This window comes from Armatimonas sp., from assembly GCF_964826245.1.
In genome coordinates this window covers 1-17,600 of record NZ_CBAYMC010000070.1, presented here as the reverse complement: position 1 = coordinate 17,600, position 17,600 = coordinate 1, and the positions used below count along the sequence as shown (strand labels likewise).

General features: G+C 60.4%; 18 protein-coding genes. 5 read left to right on the top strand and 13 right to left on the bottom strand.

The annotated features are described in order from the left end of the window. A partial coding sequence (locus tag AC1XOS_RS08980; protein ID WP_481961879.1) for an MFS transporter occupies positions 1-1,118 on the top strand: 1,118 nt, incomplete at its 5' end. Between the two features lie 47 nt (positions 1,119-1,165). Further along, positions 1,166-4,210 carry a family 78 glycoside hydrolase catalytic domain gene (locus AC1XOS_RS08975; protein ID WP_481961878.1) on the top strand — a complete coding sequence of 1,015 codons (3,045 nt, stop codon included), beginning with the start codon at positions 1,166-1,168 and terminating at the stop codon, positions 4,208-4,210. A 5-nt stretch (positions 4,211-4,215) separates the two neighbouring features. Here the strand turns inward: AC1XOS_RS08975 and AC1XOS_RS08970 are convergent, their stop codons facing one another. Continuing rightward, positions 4,216-5,541 (bottom strand): GGDEF domain-containing protein, encoded by a 1,326-nt coding sequence (locus AC1XOS_RS08970; RefSeq protein ID WP_481961877.1) that lies wholly within the window; start codon positions 5,539-5,541, stop codon positions 4,216-4,218. A 116-nt stretch (positions 5,542-5,657) separates the two neighbouring features. Between AC1XOS_RS08970 and AC1XOS_RS08965 the strand changes: the two genes are divergently transcribed. Beyond that, complete coding sequence (locus tag AC1XOS_RS08965) at positions 5,658-6,563, top strand: GNAT family N-acetyltransferase (protein ID WP_481961876.1); 906 nt, start codon at positions 5,658-5,660, stop codon at positions 6,561-6,563. 1 nt (position 6,564) lies between these two features. On the opposite strand, the gene AC1XOS_RS08960 is transcribed toward AC1XOS_RS08965, so the two are convergent. Next, positions 6,565-7,269, bottom strand: a complete 705-nt coding sequence (locus AC1XOS_RS08960; protein WP_481961875.1) for an RsmE family RNA methyltransferase — start codon at positions 7,267-7,269, stop codon at positions 6,565-6,567. A 9-nt stretch (positions 7,270-7,278) separates the two neighbouring features. After that, on the bottom strand, positions 7,279-8,301 hold the full coding sequence (locus tag AC1XOS_RS08955) for a DNA polymerase III subunit (protein ID WP_481961874.1): 1,023 nt from the start codon (positions 8,299-8,301) through the stop codon (positions 7,279-7,281). A 181-nt stretch (positions 8,302-8,482) separates the two neighbouring features. On the opposite strand from AC1XOS_RS08955, the gene AC1XOS_RS08950 reads away from it, so the two are divergent. Beyond that, positions 8,483-8,854, top strand: a complete 372-nt coding sequence (locus tag AC1XOS_RS08950) for a hypothetical protein (protein WP_481961873.1) — start codon at positions 8,483-8,485, stop codon at positions 8,852-8,854. On the opposite strand, the gene AC1XOS_RS08945 is transcribed toward AC1XOS_RS08950, so the two are convergent. The 5 genes from AC1XOS_RS08945 to AC1XOS_RS08925 all read right to left on the bottom strand — a co-directional run bounded on the left by AC1XOS_RS08945 (position 8,825) and on the right by AC1XOS_RS08925 (position 13,443). Next, positions 8,825-9,106 (bottom strand): hypothetical protein, encoded by a 282-nt coding sequence (locus AC1XOS_RS08945; protein ID WP_481961872.1) that lies wholly within the window; start codon positions 9,104-9,106, stop codon positions 8,825-8,827. The two genes, AC1XOS_RS08950 and AC1XOS_RS08945, sit on opposite strands and share 30 nt — an antisense overlap. After that, entirely contained in the window at positions 9,103-10,923 is a 1,821-nt protein-coding gene (locus tag AC1XOS_RS08940; protein ID WP_481961871.1) for a CocE/NonD family hydrolase, read from the bottom strand. The genes AC1XOS_RS08945 and AC1XOS_RS08940 overlap by 4 nt, the downstream gene beginning before the upstream one ends. Before the next feature lie 59 nt (positions 10,924-10,982). Further along, positions 10,983-12,368 carry a radical SAM protein gene (locus AC1XOS_RS08935; RefSeq protein WP_481961870.1) on the bottom strand — a complete coding sequence of 462 codons (1,386 nt, stop codon included), beginning with the start codon at positions 12,366-12,368 and terminating at the stop codon, positions 10,983-10,985. Beyond that, positions 12,365-12,652, bottom strand: a complete 288-nt coding sequence (locus AC1XOS_RS08930) for a hypothetical protein (RefSeq protein WP_481961869.1) — start codon at positions 12,650-12,652, stop codon at positions 12,365-12,367. The genes AC1XOS_RS08935 and AC1XOS_RS08930 overlap by 4 nt, the downstream gene beginning before the upstream one ends. Before the next feature lie 113 nt (positions 12,653-12,765). Beyond that, positions 12,766-13,443, bottom strand: a complete 678-nt coding sequence (locus AC1XOS_RS08925; protein WP_481961868.1) for a prolipoprotein diacylglyceryl transferase — start codon at positions 13,441-13,443, stop codon at positions 12,766-12,768. 40 nt (positions 13,444-13,483) lie between these two features. On the opposite strand from AC1XOS_RS08925, the gene AC1XOS_RS08920 reads away from it, so the two are divergent. Continuing rightward, positions 13,484-14,533 (top strand): lactonase family protein, encoded by a 1,050-nt coding sequence (locus AC1XOS_RS08920; protein ID WP_481961867.1) that lies wholly within the window; start codon positions 13,484-13,486, stop codon positions 14,531-14,533. Here AC1XOS_RS08920 and AC1XOS_RS08915 read toward each other — a convergent pair. The 5 genes from AC1XOS_RS08915 to AC1XOS_RS08895 all read right to left on the bottom strand — a co-directional run bounded on the left by AC1XOS_RS08915 (position 14,530) and on the right by AC1XOS_RS08895 (position 17,451). Beyond that, positions 14,530-15,522: a Gfo/Idh/MocA family protein gene (locus AC1XOS_RS08915; protein WP_481961880.1), complete on the bottom strand. Its 993-nt coding sequence runs from the start codon at positions 15,520-15,522 to the stop codon at positions 14,530-14,532. The two genes, AC1XOS_RS08920 and AC1XOS_RS08915, sit on opposite strands and share 4 nt — an antisense overlap. A 14-nt stretch (positions 15,523-15,536) precedes the next feature. Continuing rightward, a complete protein-coding gene (locus tag AC1XOS_RS08910; RefSeq protein WP_481961866.1) occupies positions 15,537-15,854 on the bottom strand; it encodes an FmdB family zinc ribbon protein in 318 nt (105 codons plus the stop codon). Positions 15,855-15,933: 79 nt separating this feature from the next. After that, positions 15,934-16,437: an anti-sigma factor family protein gene (locus AC1XOS_RS08905; RefSeq protein WP_481961865.1), complete on the bottom strand. Its 504-nt coding sequence runs from the start codon at positions 16,435-16,437 to the stop codon at positions 15,934-15,936. Between the two features lies 1 nt (position 16,438). After that, positions 16,439-17,005: a sigma-70 family RNA polymerase sigma factor gene (locus AC1XOS_RS08900; protein WP_481961864.1), complete on the bottom strand. Its 567-nt coding sequence runs from the start codon at positions 17,003-17,005 to the stop codon at positions 16,439-16,441. Positions 17,006-17,121: 116 nt separating this feature from the next. Next, positions 17,122-17,451 carry a hypothetical protein gene (locus AC1XOS_RS08895; RefSeq protein WP_481961863.1) on the bottom strand — a complete coding sequence of 110 codons (330 nt, stop codon included), beginning with the start codon at positions 17,449-17,451 and terminating at the stop codon, positions 17,122-17,124. Positions 17,452-17,600 lie beyond the last annotated feature (149 nt).

Below are 17,600 nucleotides of genomic sequence, written 5' to 3'. Positions count from 1 at the left end.
TTGGGCTGATCACGGAGCCGCTGCTCAAGGACTTTGGCTTGGAGCGCGTGGCCTATGCGGATCTCAATCTCTGGGCAACGCTGATCGGCTCGCTGTTTTGTATCGGAATTGGCTCACTCTTAGACAAGCTCGGGAGCCGGGTGGTATTGACAGCGATTGCGCTGCTCTTAGGCGCGACCGTGATTGCGATGGGAAAGTCTACCCAGGCCACGCTACTCTTTGTTTTTCTGGTTCTGATCCGTGGACTGGGCCAGAGTGCGCTCTCCGTGGTAAGCCTGGCGATGGTGGGGCAGTGGTTCAAGACCGGCTTAGCGAAGGCGATGGCGATCTATACCGTCGTGATGACCATCGGGTTTATGGCGGCGTTTCCGGGAGTTGGGGCGGTGATCGAGAAAAGCGGCTGGCGCGTCGCCTGGTCAGGGATCGGGTGGGCATTGGTGCTCATCCTCGCGCCGCTTGCTTTAGCTCTGGTCAAAAATCCCCCCTCCTCTCGGGGTCGGGAGGAGGGGCTGGGGGAGGGGCCGGGGGAGGGGGGTGGCGGGGTGACTCTCACCGAGGCGCTACGCACCCCTGCGTTCTGGGTGATGGGGCTCTCCAGCGCGCTCTACGGGCTGATCGCCTCGGGCATCGGTTTGTTTAACGAGTCCGTCTTAAAAGAGCTAGGCTTTGCCGTGAGTGTCTACCACACGACACTCGCGATCACGGCGCTGACCGGGCTGATCGGCAACTTCCTTGGTGGGTTTCTCGCCACAAAAATGCCGCTCAATCGCCTGATGGCAATCGCGATGCTGCTGCTCATGCTGGGGTTGGGGCTGCTCCCACTGGCCCGCTCACTCGGCCTCGTCATGGGAATCTCCGTACTGCTTGGCGTGGCGGGGGGCTTTGTGATGGTGCTCTTTTTCTCGTTCTGGGCGTACGCTTTTGGTCGCGCGCACCTCGGGAAGATCCAGGGTGCCGCGCAGCTCCTCACGGTTCTAGCGTCTGCGCTTGGCCCCGTGCTTCTTGCCCAAGTCTACCAGCGCACCGGCTCGTACGGGAGCATTTTCTACTTGCTCGCGGGCATTGTGGGCGTGCTTGGGGCGCTCTGTTGGGTGACTAAGACAGCCCCCAGAGAGTAGACTTATGGAATGACCACCGTTTTTGGTTCCCATGCTATAATCCCCTCATGACTCGTCAATCCCGTTTTGCCGTCACTGCACTGGTGGCTGCCTCTGTCTCAATAACTGCGCCTGCTCATGCCGCGCTCACCGTGAGTCGCTTGCGGTGTGAGTACAAGACCAACCCGCTGGCCATAGATCTCGCCAAGCCGCGCCTCTCGTGGATCGTCGAGAGCAAGGAAAAAGGCCAGAAGCAGACCGCCTACCAGATCATGGTGGGCACCGCACCGGGCAAAGCAGATCTCTGGGATACGGGGAAAGTGCTCTCCGATGAGACCATTCAGATCCCCTACGATGGCCAAGCGCTGGACAGTGGCCAGCAGGCGTTCTGGCAGGTAAAGGTGTGGGATGCGAGGGGCAAGAGCAGTGTCAGTAGCCTGGCGCACTGGACCAAGGGCCTTGGCGCGAATGACTGGAAGGCGCAGTGGATTCAGGCCGCGCTGCCCAAAGTTGCCAGTGCACTGCCGCCCATCACGCTAGAGGGGGCGAGCTGGATCTGGCTGGCGAGCGACCCGGAGAACCCGCCCGTGGGCAAGCGCAGCTTCCGTGTCCAGTTCGATGCCCCCACTGGAGCGAGCGCCCGGATCGCGCTGACGGCGGACAATAGCTATGCGGTGGCGGTGAACGGAAAGAACCTCGCCACCGCCAAGGGGAGCGACTGGAAGGTCTATAACACCTACGATCTTAAAGATTTGCTGGTGGCGGGCGCGAACACAGTGGTGGTGACGGTTACCAATGAGGGGGATGCGCCCAACCCCGCGGGGCTGATCGCCAAGCTTGTGGTCAATGGGAAAGAGTATCCAACCGGCAAGAGCTGGGAAGGCAGTGTCGCACGGCGTGCCTGGGAGCCCGTGAAGATTCTAGGGGCCGCGGGGATGGCACCCTGGGGTAAGGCGGAGCCCGGTGGCAGTGGCAATAACGCCATGACCCCACCGCCCCACTTCCGCAACACGTTTCGCGTCGAGAAGCCGGTCAAGAGAGCACTGCTCTACGCGACGGCGCTCGGGGTCTATGAGCTGGGGCTCGATGGCAAGCCTGTCAGCGACGATGTGTTTTCGCCGGGCTGGACGGAGTACAAGAAGCGCGTTCACTACCTGACCTACGACGTCACCAAGCAGCTCACCGTAGGAGCGAATGAGCTTCAGGCACAGCTCGGCGATGGCTGGTACGCGAGCTACTTGGCCTTCACCGGACGGCGGCGCTACTATGAGGGCGATCCGCGCCTCAAGCTCCAGCTCAATATCGAGTACACCGATGGCACCACGGCGACGGTGGGTACGGGGCAGGACTGGCAGTGGGCCTACGGGCAGATTCTGACTTCAGACATGCTGATGGGCGAGGAGGTGGACACGCGCAAGACGGCGACGGACTGGAAGCCGGTGCAGACGCTGACCAATCTCCCGATTGCCGTCGAGGCACACCCCGGTGAGCCGATTCGACCCGCCGCACGGATTGCCGCGATCGTGCGCACCGAGCCTAAGAAGGGGACTTTTGTCTACAATCTTGGGCAGAACCTCACCGGCTGGGCCAAGCTCACGGTCACGGGCAAGCCAGGGCAGATGGTCACGGTGCGTCACGCAGAGCGCCTGAACCCCGATGGGACGGCATATTTTACAAACCTGCGGGCGGCAAAGGCCACGGACACGTATATCTTAAAAGGCGGCACCCAGGTCCTAGAGCCCAAGTTCACGTTCCATGGCTTTCAGTATGTCGAGATCACGGGCCTCGACACCGCGCCTGCACCAAAAGATGTGGTGGGAGTTGCCGTACACTCCACGATGGCCGACACACTGACATTTGACTCGGACAACAAGCTGCTCAACAAGCTCACGGATAATATTGACTGGGGCTTCCGGGGCAACGCTCTGGATGTGCCCACCGACTGCCCCCAGCGCGATGAGCGGGCGGGCTGGACGGGCGATGCCCAAGTCTTCGCCAAGACCGCGATGCTCAACCGCGACACGGCGTCGTTTTTCACCAAGTGGCTGGTGGATCTGATTGAGGATGGCCAGGGGGCGGACGGAGCCCTCCCCGATGTCGCGCCCTACCTCTCGATGGTGGGCCGAGGCAACGCGGCGTGGGAAGATGCGGGTGTGGTTGTCACCTACCGCATGTACGAGATGTACCGGGATACACAGGCCATTCAAAAACACTGGGCTGGGCTGACCCGCTTCATGGAGCACCTGAACAAAGTCGCCCCCGACGGCATCCGTCAGGTAGGCTCCTACGGCGACTGGCTGCTTCTTGATGCGCCGCAGCAGTCCGCGGTGCATGGCACGGCGTATTATTTCTACTGCGCCAAGCTCATGGCCATTATGGCTGAGGCTATCGGCAAGCCCGAAGAAGCCAAAGCCTACCGGGTGCTGACCGAGAAAGTCAAAGCCGCCTTTAACGAGAAGTTTGTCGGGGAAGATGGCAGCGTCACCGATAAGGGCAAGGCATCGCAGACCTTCTACGCGCTGGCACTGGGCTGGGAGCTGCTCCCCAAAGAGAAACGTGCCGGAGCGCAGAAGCAGCTCGAAGGGCTACTCGCTGCCAAGAAGAACCACCTGGCGACAGGCTTTATCGGAACGCCAGTTCTGCTCTTTGCCCTCGATGGCGTGGGGCGTACCGATCTTGCCAACCAGCTTGTCCTCAACGATGACTATCCGTCGTGGCTCTACCAAGTCAAGCTTGGCTCGACCACGATGTGGGAGCGCTGGGACGGCTGGACACCGGAGAAAGGCTTCCAGAACGCCGGGATGAACAGCTTCAACCACTACTGGCTCGGCTGCGTCAGCGAGTGGCTTACGACGGGCTTGGTGGGAATTGACACCGACGGCCCCGGCTGGAAGAAGCTCACCATCAAGCCGCGCTTCAACACCGTGCTCAACCACGCCAGCGCCAGCTATGACTCGATCCGTGGCAAAGTCTCGGCAAGCTGGAAGAAAAGCGGCGGCAGCGCCACGGTCAATGTCACGATTCCTGCCAATACCACCGCCCGGCTAGAGCTCCCCGGCAAGACCGAAAATCTTAGCTCCGGAACCTACACCTTCACGGTGAAGCTGCCCTAAAGTGCTCAGGCGGCTTTTTTGTGGTTCTCGGAAGAGGTAATGAGACTGCGGCAGACGCGGTTGCGGGTCTTTTTGGCCTGATAGAGTGCCACATCGGCGGCATCGAGAAGCTCTGTGGTCTTGGTCATGTCACGGGTGCGCTCGGCGACACCAATGCTGATGGTGACACCACGGTGCTTCCACGGAGCCGCCTGAACCGCCGCACGGATACGCTCTGCTAGGCGTGCGGCCTCTTCTTCGCCGGTGTGGGGTAGGAGCACCAGAAACTCCTCACCACCGTAGCGTGAGGCAAAGTCGGAGATACGGATGCTGTGCTGGAGAAGTGCCCCAATCGTCTGGAGCACGGCATTGCCTGCCTGAGATCCAAAGCTATCGTTGTAAGCCTTGAAGTAGTCTAAGTCCATTAAAAGTATAGCAAAGGGCTCGTTGTAGCGTAGCGCACGGCTCCACTCGATATTAAATCGCTCCTCTAGGGCACGGCGATTACTCAGCCCTGTCAGCGTGTCATGCGTGGCGGTTTGCTCTAGTTGCAAGTTGGCACTCTCCAGCCGCCGATTCGCCTCCTCAAGCTGAACACTAACGGCTTCGAGCTGCTTGCTGGTAACCGTGTGCTGCTTATGGGTAGCCTGAAGCTGCTGCTCAAGCTGACGGAGCTGGCTAAAGAACTGAAGGATTAGTCCCAGGGAGATCAGGGTTCCCAGGACTGCCATCAAGAGAACATCCGCGGTTCCACTGCCACTGGCACGAGCATCTTCTTCCAGGGTGTGGGTGAGCTTCTCTGCCGCCTCGCGCATCCGTAGCGCGGTGGACAGGCTTAGCTTGCCCGGCTTAACCGTCTCCTGGTAGAACGCTTGCCAAGCAGGCTCCATGGTCTGGACAGCAAGCGGAGCGCTTTGCTTGATCTCGTTACGAATCTGGCTCATTCGTGCAAGGTCTTTTCGGAGGTCGCTTCCCGGTTTCTGGCTGAGCTGGAGATAGGAGCGCAGTGCCATTGTCTGAAGTGTGCCCGCTAGTCGTGTGGCACGGAGTGCCCGGACACTGCCTCGTGCCTCTTGCCAGGCAAAGAGCATCATCCCCGAGGGGAAAAGACAGATCAGCACCAGCACTGTCAGCAGGAGAGCCCCGTAGCGATTGGTGACGGTTGAGGGAGTGGCAAGAAAGCGGCCCAGAAGCCCCATCAGTAGCGGAAGGACATCCACCATCCAGAGCCAGGGAGTGCTTCTCTGCGCTATCCAGAGTCCCGTTGGCAGAGGGGTTCCCGACTGAAGCGCCACAAAAATCGTGGCGAGTATTGGAAAAAGTAAGCCAATGGGAAGTAGGAGGCTCGCCAAAAAGGGGCGTCCTTGAAACTTTTGTTTGGGCGAAGCATTCCTCATCAGACCTTTATTATGGGTTGTTGTGGGGGTGCTATAGAGGGCATTTTGTATCAAAAAGAGAATCTGGGACCATGGAAACGATCACACTGCGCCGACTCTTGCCCTCAGAGTGGGCCGCCGAGGCGCAGCTTATTGCACTGTCTACCAATGCTTGGTACCAAACCAGCGGCAAGTCCGCGATCTTCACCGGCGATCCCCAAGACTGTGACGTGTTCTGCCAGGTCTACGAAGCGCTCGACCCAGGCTGCTGCATTGTGATGGAGGAGACCCAGACAGGGAAGCTGATAGGTTCGTGTTTCTATCATCCACGCCCCACACATCTCTCGGTAGGCATTGTGAACACCCACTCCAACTACTTTGGTCGTGGCATCGCTCGCCAGATGCTCGATGAGGTCATCGGGATTGCGGAGAGCGAGAAGAAGCCCCTGCGCTTGGTCTCCTCTGCGATGAACCTAGACTCCTACTCACTCTACACCCGCGCAGGCTTTGTTCCCCGGATGCTCTTTCAAGACATGTTGCTCGCCGATACCTCGCGCTTGCCTGCCCCCGATCCTCGCGTCCGTCCCGTCACTGCTGCCGATATTGCCGCTCTTGTGACGCTCGAAAAAACGCAGACGGGGCTAGATCGGGAGCGTGACTACACCTACTTTCTCGAGAATGCCTTGGGAATCTGGAGCGGCTCGGTCTGGGAAGAGAACGGTGTGATCGGTGGCTTTCTCTTTGCCGTGGCGCACCCTGCCAGCAACTTGCTCGGCCCCGGCTTTGCCCAAACCGAGGAAATCGCCGCCGCACTCATCGCTACGGAGCGCCGCAAGCACCCTGGCAACCCCGTGTTTCTCGTCCCGGCCCACTGCAAAAAACTCGTCCAGACAGTCTACGGCTGGGGAGCCCGCAACTGTGAGCTGCACGTCTTGCAGGTGCGTGGCGATTGGCAAGAGCCCGAGGGAGTTGTCTTCCCGACGTTTCTGCCAGAATAGCCTAGAGGAGCTTGGCAAGAGCGGCGAGGGCGGCGGTCTCGGTGCGCAGGGTGCGAGGCCCGAGGCTGGCCGCTGTCGCGCCTGCACCGAGAATTGCCTTCTTTTCCTGCGCCGTAAAGCCGCTTTCGGAGCCGACAAAGATGCCAAGCTCTTGCCCCCCAGCTCCCGATAACGAGGGATTGGAAGTGCCTTCGTCGAGGAGCACGAGGGGGCCTTTGGCTAAAGCGAGGGCATCTTCGAGGCTGCGGACGTAGGTGATGCTCGGCAATATACCGCGCCCGGACTGCTCGGCAGCGTTGCGGATCAGCTCTTCCCAGCGCTCCACTTTCCGGGCGATCCGCTCACGGTCTTCCATGCGAGCTTGTGCCCGCTCGCTAGGAAAGAGCACAAAACCTGCCGCGCCCAGCTCCGTGCCGTGCTGCAAGACCTGCTCGACTTTATCACCCGTTTTCGGGAACGCCTGAAAGACCCTCACGCGCAGCTCGGGCTCGGTGTTCACGGGCTCCCAGGCGCTCGTGAGCCGCGCGGAGACACGCTTCTTACCCAGGAGCTCCAGAGTGGCTAGGGCACGACGGTTCTGTCCATCGTGGAGAAGCACCGTTTCGCCGGGCTTCATGCGCAGAACATTGACAATGTGGTGGGTCTTGTCTTCGGGGAGCAACTGAAGATCGCTGTCAGAGGCATCAATAAAAAAACACTGGGGCATAAAATCCTATTATCTTGGAGCGAGCTTCATGAGAAGCGCTTCGGTGGCGAGCTGGGCATTGGCATTTCGGGCTAGGTGGCGGCGGAAGGCAAACAGTGTCTCCAGGCACTGGGCGAGCTGCTCGGGGCGGTACTTGGACGCAGCTTCGCGGGCTTGGGTGCGGCGGTCGGTGTGGAGAAGAGGCGCATCCGGGCCACGTAGCGAGAGCTGCAAGAGATCACCGTACCAGGCGGCCAGCACATCCAGCGCCCGGCCCATGTCCCCACGCGACGATTTCTCCTCCGCGTCCTCTTCGCCTTTCTTGGCTTTTGGCGGGGCGGCGAGCTTTCGCAAGTCCTCCGCAAGCCGAAACGCGGCAATGGGCGGGGAGAGGGCGACTCGGTGCGCTAAGTCTAAAAGCTGGCCGCGCTGGTCTTGAAGCTCTCCCGTCTCGGCGAGGCGAAAGGCCCTGCCCGGTGCGCCTTCGGCATAGGCCGCGAGTGTGGCCGCATCGGGGATATCTCTCGCCGTGAGGGCTTTTTGAATCGTCTCGCGTGGCACGGCGGAGAAGCGCACCACCTGGCATCGCGAGAGAACCGTGGGCAGGACGCTGGTCACGCTGGGGGCGCAGAGAATAAACTGGACATAGCGCGGGGGCTCTTCTAGGGCTTTGAGGAGCGAGTTGGCGGACTCTTCGTTAAACGTCTCTGCCCGCTCAAAGAGATAGACCCGGCGCGGGGCATTGATCGGTGCAAAGCTCAGGTTCTCCAGAGCGCCGGTCGGGTGGCCGGGGCGGTTCCAGAGCTGCCAGATACGCGTCAGCTCGCCGTCGGGGGCGATGCGCGTCAGGTCGGGGTGCTGGTTCTCCGCGATGCGCTTGTTGTGCACCGGCGTGTTGCCAAAGAGTGCCCGCACAAACGCCAGCGCCGTCGTGGTCTTGCCCACACTCTCCGGCCCCACAAACAGATATGCCTGCGGCACGGCATCACGCTCCAGTGCGGCTTTGAGTGTGGCAATCGCGGGTTCCTGGCCCAGAATCTCAGAAAAAGGCATGTCTAAGAGTTTACCCTACCAGCCCGTCTTACCTTCCAGAGTCACATCAGGCTGATTCTTGAGAGCTGATCATGGCGAAAAAACACGGGCTTGATCCCAATATCGCCTGGGCCAGCTTTGGGGCAGCGACAGCGGGATTCTCTGCGATGGGCTGGGGGAGGCGATAGAGAAGCTGCCCCGTGTGCGTCTTGAGCCCTTTGACACCGCTGCGCTTCGCTTGGAGGCGGCTCAGCTCCAGCAGCAGGCGCTCATTGAGCCGGATCGCGTGACGGCGGACTCCATCTCTCGCCGTGCCGATGCTCTGGAGCGGCGTGCAGAGGCCCACGAGCACTCGGCGCTACTCGCCAAGCGTGCCGCCGCGCTCCGTGCCGAGATTCTGGCGCAGATCGAGACGCTTCGGGAGGGGCTTGCTGGACACCAGCTCGAAGACGGTGTCGGGCCGACCGTCGCCTTTGCCGAACTGTCCGACACGGCCCGCCGGGTGGCCCAAGAAGCCTCCGCCGCCGCCGAGGCCCGCCAGGAGCTAGCGCAGGTGCAGCGACTCGGCGGATAAATGCAGCAAGTAGCCCGTGTGCCGTGCCAGCTCAAAGGCAAACACGAGGCACCAGAAAACCGTCACCCAAGGCGGCTTGGCCCAGCAGCGCCACTCTTTCACGCCCTTTGCGGCGGCAACAATATAGCAAATCGCCGAGAGCCCCGAGAGCGCGAGCAGGGCGTACTTGCCCGTAAAGATCAGCACCAGAAAGGCGGCCTTGCAGAACGTAAACGCCCAACCCTCCCAGGCCTTTCCCGTCGGGTCTTTCATGGTTTAACCGTAAAGCGAACGCGTGAGGGGAACTGCTTGGAGTGAAAGACGGTCTGTGTCGCTTTCACAAAGTCGCTGTCGTCGGCTTTTCCGATACTCATGAACTTCTGCGGGTTGCGGTCCACTAAAGGAAACCAGCTGCTCTGAATCTGCACTTGCAGGCGGTGGCCCTTCTTAAACGTGTGACAAATATCCCCAAGCGCAAAAGTCAGCGGTGTGGGCTTGCCGGGCACAAAGGGCTCGGGCTTGCGGAAACTCTTGCGGAACTTGCCCCGAAACACATCGCCGCGCACCAGCTGCTCTGCTCCCGTCTCGGGCGAGACATCAATGACCTTTACGACCCAGTCCGCGTCCGTACCCGTCGTCGCTACGGTGAGGTCTACATCAATCGCGCCCACGGTGGTCATGTCCGCCGTGAGCGGGGCAGTGGTGTAGGTGAGCACATCGGGGCGCTTGCTCGCGAAGCGCTGATCCTCGGCCATGTAGCGCGAGTCCCGGCGAATCCCGGGGAAATTGGTGTAGGGAACGGGGCTGGCGGGATCGGAGACGTAGCGATCTGCCGGGGCTTTCTCGTTGCTCACGGGAGCTGTTGCGAGGCCTTTTCCGGGCTGGAGATAGAAGCTGCGCGTCGGCAATCCTTTCGGGGGCCAGGCCGAGAAGGCGAGCCACTGGTTCGAGCCCGTCGCAAAGACCCGCGCCTTGACTTTGGGATCGGGCGGCACTCCCTTGCCCTTGAGGTAGTGGTTGAAAAACGGCAGCTCCATCTCGTTGCGAAACTTGGCCGCCGTGTCCTGCCCAAACCTCAGGTCATGGAAACGGCTCCCATCGCCGCCCCAGCCCCCGTGCGACCACGGGCCAATCACCACGGACGCTGGGGTCTTGGGGCTCTGGGCTTGCAAGGCGCGGATCATGTGCTGCGGCCCCCAGAGATCCTCAGCATCGAAGAACCCTCCGACCACTAAGAACGCGGGCGTCAGGTTCTTAAAGTGCGGCAGAGGCGTGCGGGCTTGCCAGAAGGCATCGTAGGTATCGTGCTCGATTAAGTCGTTCCAGAAGCGAATCTTGCCCTGGAAGAAGCGCTCGTTGGCGTGTTTCAAGGCCCCGAGCTTCAGATAAAAATCGTAGGCGTTGTTGGAGCCGTAGGAGAGCTTGGGGTTGAACTCCTCCTTACTGGGGCCGTCGCGCGGCCAGTCGAAGCCGCCAAAGCACCAGGCAAAGTTATCGAGGAGCATAAACGCCCCATTGTGGTGGTCGTCATCGCCGAGGAACCAGTCGGTGACGGGGGCTTGTGGCGAGACCGCCTTGAGCGCAGGATGCGCCCGTACCGCCCCAACTGCGGCGTAGAAGCCCGGATACGAAACCCCGACCATCCCGACTTTCCCGTTGTTGCCCGCGACATTCTTCACCAGCCACTCAATCGTGTCGTAGGTATCGGAGCTCTCGTCAATTCCTTTGCCGTCTGGGCTCAGCGGGCGGACGTTCTCGTACTCGCCCTCAGACATGTACTTCCCGCGCACATCCTGAAAGACGAGAATGTAGTTTTCCTTTGCATAGCTCCCCTCAACCGGCCCAAAGTCATCGTCGCCGTAGGGCACCGAGTAGGGGGTGCGCTCCATCAGGATCGGGTGCTTCTCGCTCGTGTCTTTGGGGGCGTAGATCACGGTGTAGAGCTTGGTGCCATCCCGCATGGGAATCTGCACATCGCGCTTGGTGTAGCGCTCTGAGGTCTTAAATCTCGCTGGTGGCCGCGTCAGAGCAGGGCGCGGGGAGACAAATACCAGTGGCAAGAGCGCGAGGCAGGCAAGTCGGGACATCATACCACTATGATACCCGCCCGATTGTCCGCCGTTTTCAACCGGCGGACAATTGGCGGATCTCACTTCAGAACCGCCAGCTGTAGACCACTTGGGGCAGCGGGCTTGCGGCCTCGGTGGAAGACATTGTACTCGCAGAAGCTGACGGCCTCGCCGTTTTCGTTGAGGAGCTTGGTGCAGCACTGATCCACGCGCTTCTGGTCCCAGGTGTGGGCGTCCATGAAGGGCTTGACAACGATCCGAAACGTCCGGCGGCCCACGGCCTGGGGATCGTTGCGGAGGGGCAATAAATCCTTCACGCCGCTGTGGGCGTAGAGCGTCATTAAATCCCGAAGCGTGCGGCCTGCGCGCAGGTTCACCGTGTCGCTCCAGACGCGTTTGAGGGCACCCTCGATCAAGCCCGAGAAGCTGATCTTGTCGGAGAAGAGATCGAGATAGCGCGCCACGTCCAAGTGGCGTGGGAGGGGCGTTAAAGTGCTCCGTTTTTCGTCGAGAATCCCGTAGGTCAGGACGCAGCAGTCGGGGTGGGAGCAGGGGAGCCCCACAAAGTCCGAGAGTGACAGCGCACCGTCGGTCTGGGCCACGAGGCGCTCTAGAACCCCGGTCAGCGTGAGCCGCGAGCCGGGATCGTAGCCGTGCTCGTAGCGCCCGTTGTTCATCACGGGCTGGTAGGTAATCCCACAGATCGTCTCATGAGCCAGCGCAAACCGATAGAGCTCCCCAATCTCATCGTCGTTGACCCCCGCCTCGACCGTCGGCACGAGGTTGATAAAAAGCCCCGCATCCGTGGCGATCCGTAGCGCCTCCTGCTTGCGCGCCACCAGGTCTTTGCCGTAGAGCCGCTCATGCACCTCGGGGCGGAAGCTGCCATAGGAAAAGTACAGCTCGATCCGCTCTTTGCGTGCCGTCAGCGCCTCGACGAGCTCCTTGCTTTGCGTGAGGCGCAGGCCGTTGGTATTGATCACGACGCGGTCAATGGGATACTCCAGCGCCATGTCCAGCAGCTCGATAAAGCGCGGGTGAATCGTCGGCTCGCCCCCGGAGAGCATCAGCACGTCTAAGCGGCTCTGCGTGCGAAAGAAGCTATCGAGCCGTCGCCGCGCCTCGGTGTCGTCCATCATCTCATGGCCACGGGCGTCGGCGTAGCAAGTGGGGCAGCGCAGGTTGCAGGCTTGCGTGATCTCTAGGAGCAGCACGCAGGTCGGCGGGCCATCCGCACACTCCGTCCCCGGCCCACAGCACCCACCTCCCGCGCTCCTGTCCACCGCGTAGGTGCGAAACCTAAGATACTCCGCCGCATTGCTCGCCAGCAGCGCCGTGCTCTCCCCGTGGCGTGCGCAATTCTGCCGCATCCAGATACGCCCACCGTCTTCGTAGATCGTCGCGGATACCGAGCGCAAGCAAGTCGGGCAAAGGCCGGTTGTTTCTTCCGTGAAGGGGGATGTCATCGTCCAATTGACCCAAAGCATACTAGGAGAATTCCGAGGATGACGAGCACGAGGAGGGCACCGCTGATGAGCAGGCCCATGCAGAAGTAGGGGTATTGTTGGCGGTAGCGGAAGTAGACGATAATGCTTCCGATCATACCGATCCCTGTGGCGATGGCAACGAGGCCAACCAGCACTCCGATAATGGCATCAAGCGCCGGGATCTTGGTAAACGCCTGCGACGGCAGGTCGCGTTGCAGCGCCATCCCGCACTGAGGGCAGCGGTAGTTTTGATACTGTTGCAAAGGGTTTCTCCGACACCGCGGATTGAAATCCCGGCTAGCGAAGTCAAGTCCGCCTCCGCGGACTGTAGATTCGGGAGTCCCCGACGGGGGACTTTTCTTCTGGAGCCGCGAATTTATTCGACGGCTTTGGCAAAGGGTTTCTCCTTGGCGAGCTTGTAGATAAAGAAGGCAAGGCCGACCAGACAGACCCACTGGGCCGTGGAAAGGCCCGCATGACGATCTGCCCCCGAGCGGAAGAACTCGACGGTGAAGCGGGCGGGGCAGTAGAGCACGCCTTGGAGATACCAGAGGCCGTTCTCGGCAGGCTTGCACCACTTTTCGACGAGCAGCAAGACGACAAAGATCACCGCGCAGGCGGCGGAGAGATAGAGCTGGGTGGGATGGTGCCCGGCGATGGCCCACGGGAGCGTGCACTCTCGTCCGCCACAGCATCCGCCCAGAAAGCAACCCCAGCGCCCGACGGCCTCCCCAGCCATGAGCGCGACGGCAAAGAGATCCCCCGTGGGTCGGATCAGGCCAAGGCGTTTTTTGGCGAGTATCACGGCCAAGTAGCCGCCCACAATCCCACCTAAGACGCTCTTGCCGGGGCCGCCACTGGTGGCGAGAAACTGCCCAAGGTTGGCACCAACCAGCCCCCCAACCAGCCCTGTCATGGCAATAAACCCTATGCCCTCCGTGAGCAAGCGGCGCTTCTTGGCAAAGAGGCAGAAGGTCAGAACGCCGATAAGATAGGCAAGGCCGAAGGTCCACGAAGCCGACGTCAGGGGCGGCAGTGCAGTCAGCGGCTTCATAGCCTATTGTAGCGTATCTTGGGGCAGGTATAATGCGCCTATGAGTATTGTATTCGTAGGAACCTACACCAATGGCAACAAGAGCGATGGGGTCTATGCCTTTCGCATGGACGACGTGACGGGGGCATGGACGCGCATCCCGCAGAACATTCCCAAGATCAATAACCCTTCGTTTTTGGCGGCGGATCGCAAGAACCACCGGCTCTTCGCCACAGCGGAGGCGGGTGAGGGCCAGATCGCGGCATTTCGCTACGATGCAGAGAGCGGTGCCCTGACTTTCGTGAACCAGCAGTCTTCCCAAGGTACCGATCCCTGCCATCTCTCGGTGCTCAAGTCGGGGAGCCATGTGCTTGTCGCCAACTACTCCAGCGGGACGTTTGCGATGCTGCCCGTGAATCCTGATGGCTCACTCCGACCCGCGACCGACACGGTTCAGGACAGTGGCAGTGGCCCTAATAAAGGCCGTCAGGAAGCGCCACACGCCCACTCGATTAACTTAGACGCGAGCAATAAACTCGCCTATGGTTGCGATCTGGGCACGGATAAGATTCAGATCTTTCGGCCCAACGCGAAAACGGGAAAGCTTGTCGCCAATGAGCCCTCGTTTGCCCCGGTGCACCCCGGCGGCGGCCCACGCCACTTTGCGTTTCATCCCAGGAAGCCTACTGTCTACTCGATCAACGAGCTCGACTGCACGGTCACGGTGTTTGCATGGGACAAAGCCTCGGGTGCACTGCGCGAGCTCCAGACCATCACCACCCTGCCCCGCCCTTTCCAAAATGGGGACTCGTGCGCGGACATTCACGTGAGCGCCGATGGGAAGTTCCTCTACGGCTCCAACCGGGGTCACGATAGCATCGCGATTTTCTCCATTGGGGCCGATGGCAAGCTGACAACCGTCGGCAATGAGTCCACGCAGGGCAAGACCCCGCGAAACTTTGCGATCGACCCGACAGGCAATTTTCTCTTTGCCGCAAACCAGAACAGCGACACCATTGTCGCCTACAAGATCGACAAAAAGACCGGCAAGCTGACTGCAACGGGCGCGAAGATCGAAGTCCCCGCACCCGTCTGCATTATCTTTGGTTAGCCGCCCGAATAAAGAGCCAGGCACGCGGCGAAGTTGGCGCGTGCATCGGCGGCGGACCAGGGAATGTCCGTGTTGTTGGTGAGCGCGTCGGCGAGGGCTTCGAGGTGGAAGAAGGGAGAGGCATCTGGCGTGTGGCGGGTCTCTTCTCCGTTTGCCGTGACAACCCAGTCGTTGCCTTCGGGGCGAATCTGGCCGTGGGTGCCGATGAAGAGCACACGGTGCGCCCCGCCGCCGGGAGCGGCGGCCCAGGTGTCTTCCAGCATCAGCGAGACTGGAGAGCCGCCTGAATCGGGCTGGAGCTTGAGGAGCGCGATTCCGTAGTCCTCTAAAGCAAGCTCGGTGTGGACGCGGTTCTCGATCAGGCCCGCACTCCAGACGACCTCGCCGCCAAAGACAAAGCGTGCCAGGTCAATGGCATAGATCGCATGATCCGTCCAAGCGCCCGTCGGGGCTTTACTGGCATCAATCCACCAGCTTGGTGCACCGCTGGGCTGGCCAGGCCAGGGCGAAGGCAGGCCGCCGTGGCCGATCTGATGGTAGGAAAGCGGCGTGCCAATCGCGCCCGACTGGATCAGCTCACGAAGCTTTAAAACGCGCGGGGTCAGGCGCTGCATTCCTTCAAACGAGCCAAAGAACTTTCCCGCCGATTTGGCAGCAGCGATGACGTCGTCTAGCGCTGCGAGAGTGGTCGCGGAGGGCTTGACTGCAACGACATGCTTTCCCGCAGCAAGGGCTTGCTTGGCAAGGGCGGGGGCATCTGCGGTGGGAGCGCAGATCGCGATGAGGTGAACGTCATCGCGAGAGAGAAGTACTGTGGGATCATCGGTGACCGTGATCATGGGGTACTTCTCACTCGCCCATGTCCGATGAAGCTCGTGCGGCGATTGAACTCCTATCAGCGCCACGCTCTCCGAATTAGTGTCAATATCACAGACGCCGTGGGCGGTGTACCAGTGGTCTAGCCCCAGTAGGGCAACTCCAAAACGCATCTCCAAAAACCTTTCTATTCTAGCTCGGATGCCGCCTCGATCATCTCCTCGACATCATCGGTGCTCATGTCATCACCCATGCCACCGGCCACTTCCTTCATGAGTCCACGAACGGACTTTAGGCTCTTATCATCCACCCGGTCTGCCATGTCCGCGAGGTTCTCCAGCGACTCATCTAAAGAGCGAATGCGGGCGAAGCGGGAGACAAGCTTACGGACATTTTGACTGCCGCACTTAGGGCACTGAATAGGGGAGGGCTGGGCAAGAACCCCAACAAGCTCGGAGAAACGCTTGGTGCTGCACTCGTTGCAGGCGAACTCATAGATAGGCATAGGGCTAACGGGTGGTAAAACTGGCCTGGAAGAAAAATCCGCGTCGCACGGGGGCAGGTGTCGGTGCGACATAGAGTGTTCAACAGTAGATCACAGGCTGCATGACACTATTGCTATTGGGCACTGCGACACAAGTCTCGGCAGGCTCGGTATTGTTGGATGCAATAGGAAACATCGAGAAGGTCGCACTGCCTGAGAGCGAATGAGCCGGCATGAGAAGATAGGCGCCCTCTGGAATGGGGGTTCCGTGACGGCTCTCACGGGTGGCAACGCGTGCGGTGGCCACACAGAGCGCGATCACGGAGAAAATGGCAGCAGTGACCGTGCGCGGGCTGACGGGCATGCTGGCGTAGTGCCGAACTGCCTCACCAACATCGGTTTGTAGCAGGCGCTCGATCTCCTCACGGGAGACACGTGCCCCCAAAGAGGCAAGAGCTTGCTTGGTCTCACGGAGCGCACGGTACTCGACCTGGCAGGCGGTGCAATGCTCCAGGTGGCTCTGCACATCCCCTTTTTCTTGGTCGCAGAGCTCAGAGTCTAAGTAGGCCGAGAGCCGTTCCCGGCAGAAGCGACACGACACCATGCTACCTCAGCGTGAACCCTTCGAGCCGCGCACGGAGCAGCTTTCGGCCACGGTGCAGGCGGGAGCGGACAGTGCCAATCGTGCAGCCGGTGAGCTTGCTAATCTCCTCGTAGGAGAGCTGCTCAATATCGGCTAGAATCACGGTTCGGCGGAAGTCTACAGGGAGAGCGGCGAGGGCGTTCTGAATCTGCTCATCGAGCTCTTCATGAAGCGTGACACGCTCAGGCTCGGTGCGGGCATCGGGAATATCGAGGTAGAGGTTGCTCTCAGAGCCGTTGGTGAGGGGGGCATCGAGGCTGGTGACCCGCATCTTGTTTTTCTTACGGACACCATCCACAAAAAGATTGGTCATGATCCGAAAGAGCCACTTCTCGAAAGGCAGGTCGCGGCGGTAGTTCTCAAAGAAACGGAAGGCACGCACGAAGGCTTCTTGCAAAAGATCCTCCGCATCGGCATGGTTGCCCGTCATCCGGTAGGCGACATGGTAGGCCTGCTTCCGGTGGCGCTGCATCAGGCGCTCAAAGACGCCCCCGCCTGCCTCGACATTTAGTACTTCGCTCTCGCCCATTTCATCTTACTCTACGCTGCAATGCCCATGCCGCGTTCCCGATTTTCACAAATTTTAAAAAAATTATCTGATCTGGTGAGTTAGACAGGGCAGCACAGGAAAAAGTTCGCTTGTGACTACGATGCCTTGCCGTTGTCGACGACATGCATGTTGGCGATCTCGATCTCCCCAACCTCTAAGCCTGCCTTGATACAGAAGTTAGCATGGGTATCGGTGTGATCTTTGGTGGTGCGGAACGGAAACTGGTACTGTCGCCACTCCGGGGTCAGGCGGACGTTTTTTTGAAGCTCTGCGGTATGAGGCGAGAGCCCCTCCTCGAAGACAACATAGACAGCCGTCTTCTTCACCGAGCGTCCCCAGAACTGAACCGTAAGATTGTGGTTGCCCTCCACGGCCTGCGGGACTTTCTTCAGAAGCTGAGCGCACCAGTATTTATTGGGGTCCACTGTCCGTACAACCGCAAGCGCCTGTGCTAATCCCACGGCCCAAGGAGGTACGCTTCGAGTCGCTTGCCGGATTTACACTCACCCCCGAGACCCTCATCGTCCTTCCATCGGGCTTGAAACCCGAAGAGCAGCGTGCTGTTCGTGCACTT

What these genes read in the sequence shown, in the direction of transcription:
- AC1XOS_RS08975 (WP_481961878.1), top strand. Translation starts at nt 1,166, where the DNA reads ATGACTCGTCAATCCCGTTTTGCCGTCACTGCACTGGTGGCTGCCTCT.
- AC1XOS_RS08965 (WP_481961876.1), top strand. Translation starts at nt 5,658, where the DNA reads ATGGAAACGATCACACTGCGCCGACTCTTGCCCTCAGAGTGGGCCGCC.
- AC1XOS_RS08960 (WP_481961875.1), bottom strand. Translation starts at nt 7,269, where the DNA reads ATGCCCCAGTGTTTTTTTATTGATGCCTCTGACAGCGATCTTCAGTTG.
- AC1XOS_RS08955 (WP_481961874.1), bottom strand. Translation starts at nt 8,301, where the DNA reads ATGCCTTTTTCTGAGATTCTGGGCCAGGAACCCGCGATTGCCACACTC.
- AC1XOS_RS08945 (WP_481961872.1), bottom strand. Translation starts at nt 9,106, where the DNA reads ATGAAAGACCCGACGGGAAAGGCCTGGGAGGGTTGGGCGTTTACGTTC.
- AC1XOS_RS08940 (WP_481961871.1), bottom strand. Translation starts at nt 10,923, where the DNA reads ATGATGTCCCGACTTGCCTGCCTCGCGCTCTTGCCACTGGTATTTGTC.
- AC1XOS_RS08935 (WP_481961870.1), bottom strand. Translation starts at nt 12,368, where the DNA reads ATGACATCCCCCTTCACGGAAGAAACAACCGGCCTTTGCCCGACTTGC.
- AC1XOS_RS08925 (WP_481961868.1), bottom strand. Translation starts at nt 13,443, where the DNA reads ATGAAGCCGCTGACTGCACTGCCGCCCCTGACGTCGGCTTCGTGGACC.
- AC1XOS_RS08920 (WP_481961867.1), top strand. Translation starts at nt 13,484, where the DNA reads ATGAGTATTGTATTCGTAGGAACCTACACCAATGGCAACAAGAGCGAT.
- AC1XOS_RS08915 (WP_481961880.1), bottom strand. Translation starts at nt 15,522, where the DNA reads ATGCGTTTTGGAGTTGCCCTACTGGGGCTAGACCACTGGTACACCGCC.
- AC1XOS_RS08910 (WP_481961866.1), bottom strand. Translation starts at nt 15,854, where the DNA reads ATGCCTATCTATGAGTTCGCCTGCAACGAGTGCAGCACCAAGCGTTTC.
- AC1XOS_RS08905 (WP_481961865.1), bottom strand. Translation starts at nt 16,437, where the DNA reads ATGGTGTCGTGTCGCTTCTGCCGGGAACGGCTCTCGGCCTACTTAGAC.
- AC1XOS_RS08900 (WP_481961864.1), bottom strand. Translation starts at nt 17,005, where the DNA reads ATGGGCGAGAGCGAAGTACTAAATGTCGAGGCAGGCGGGGGCGTCTTT.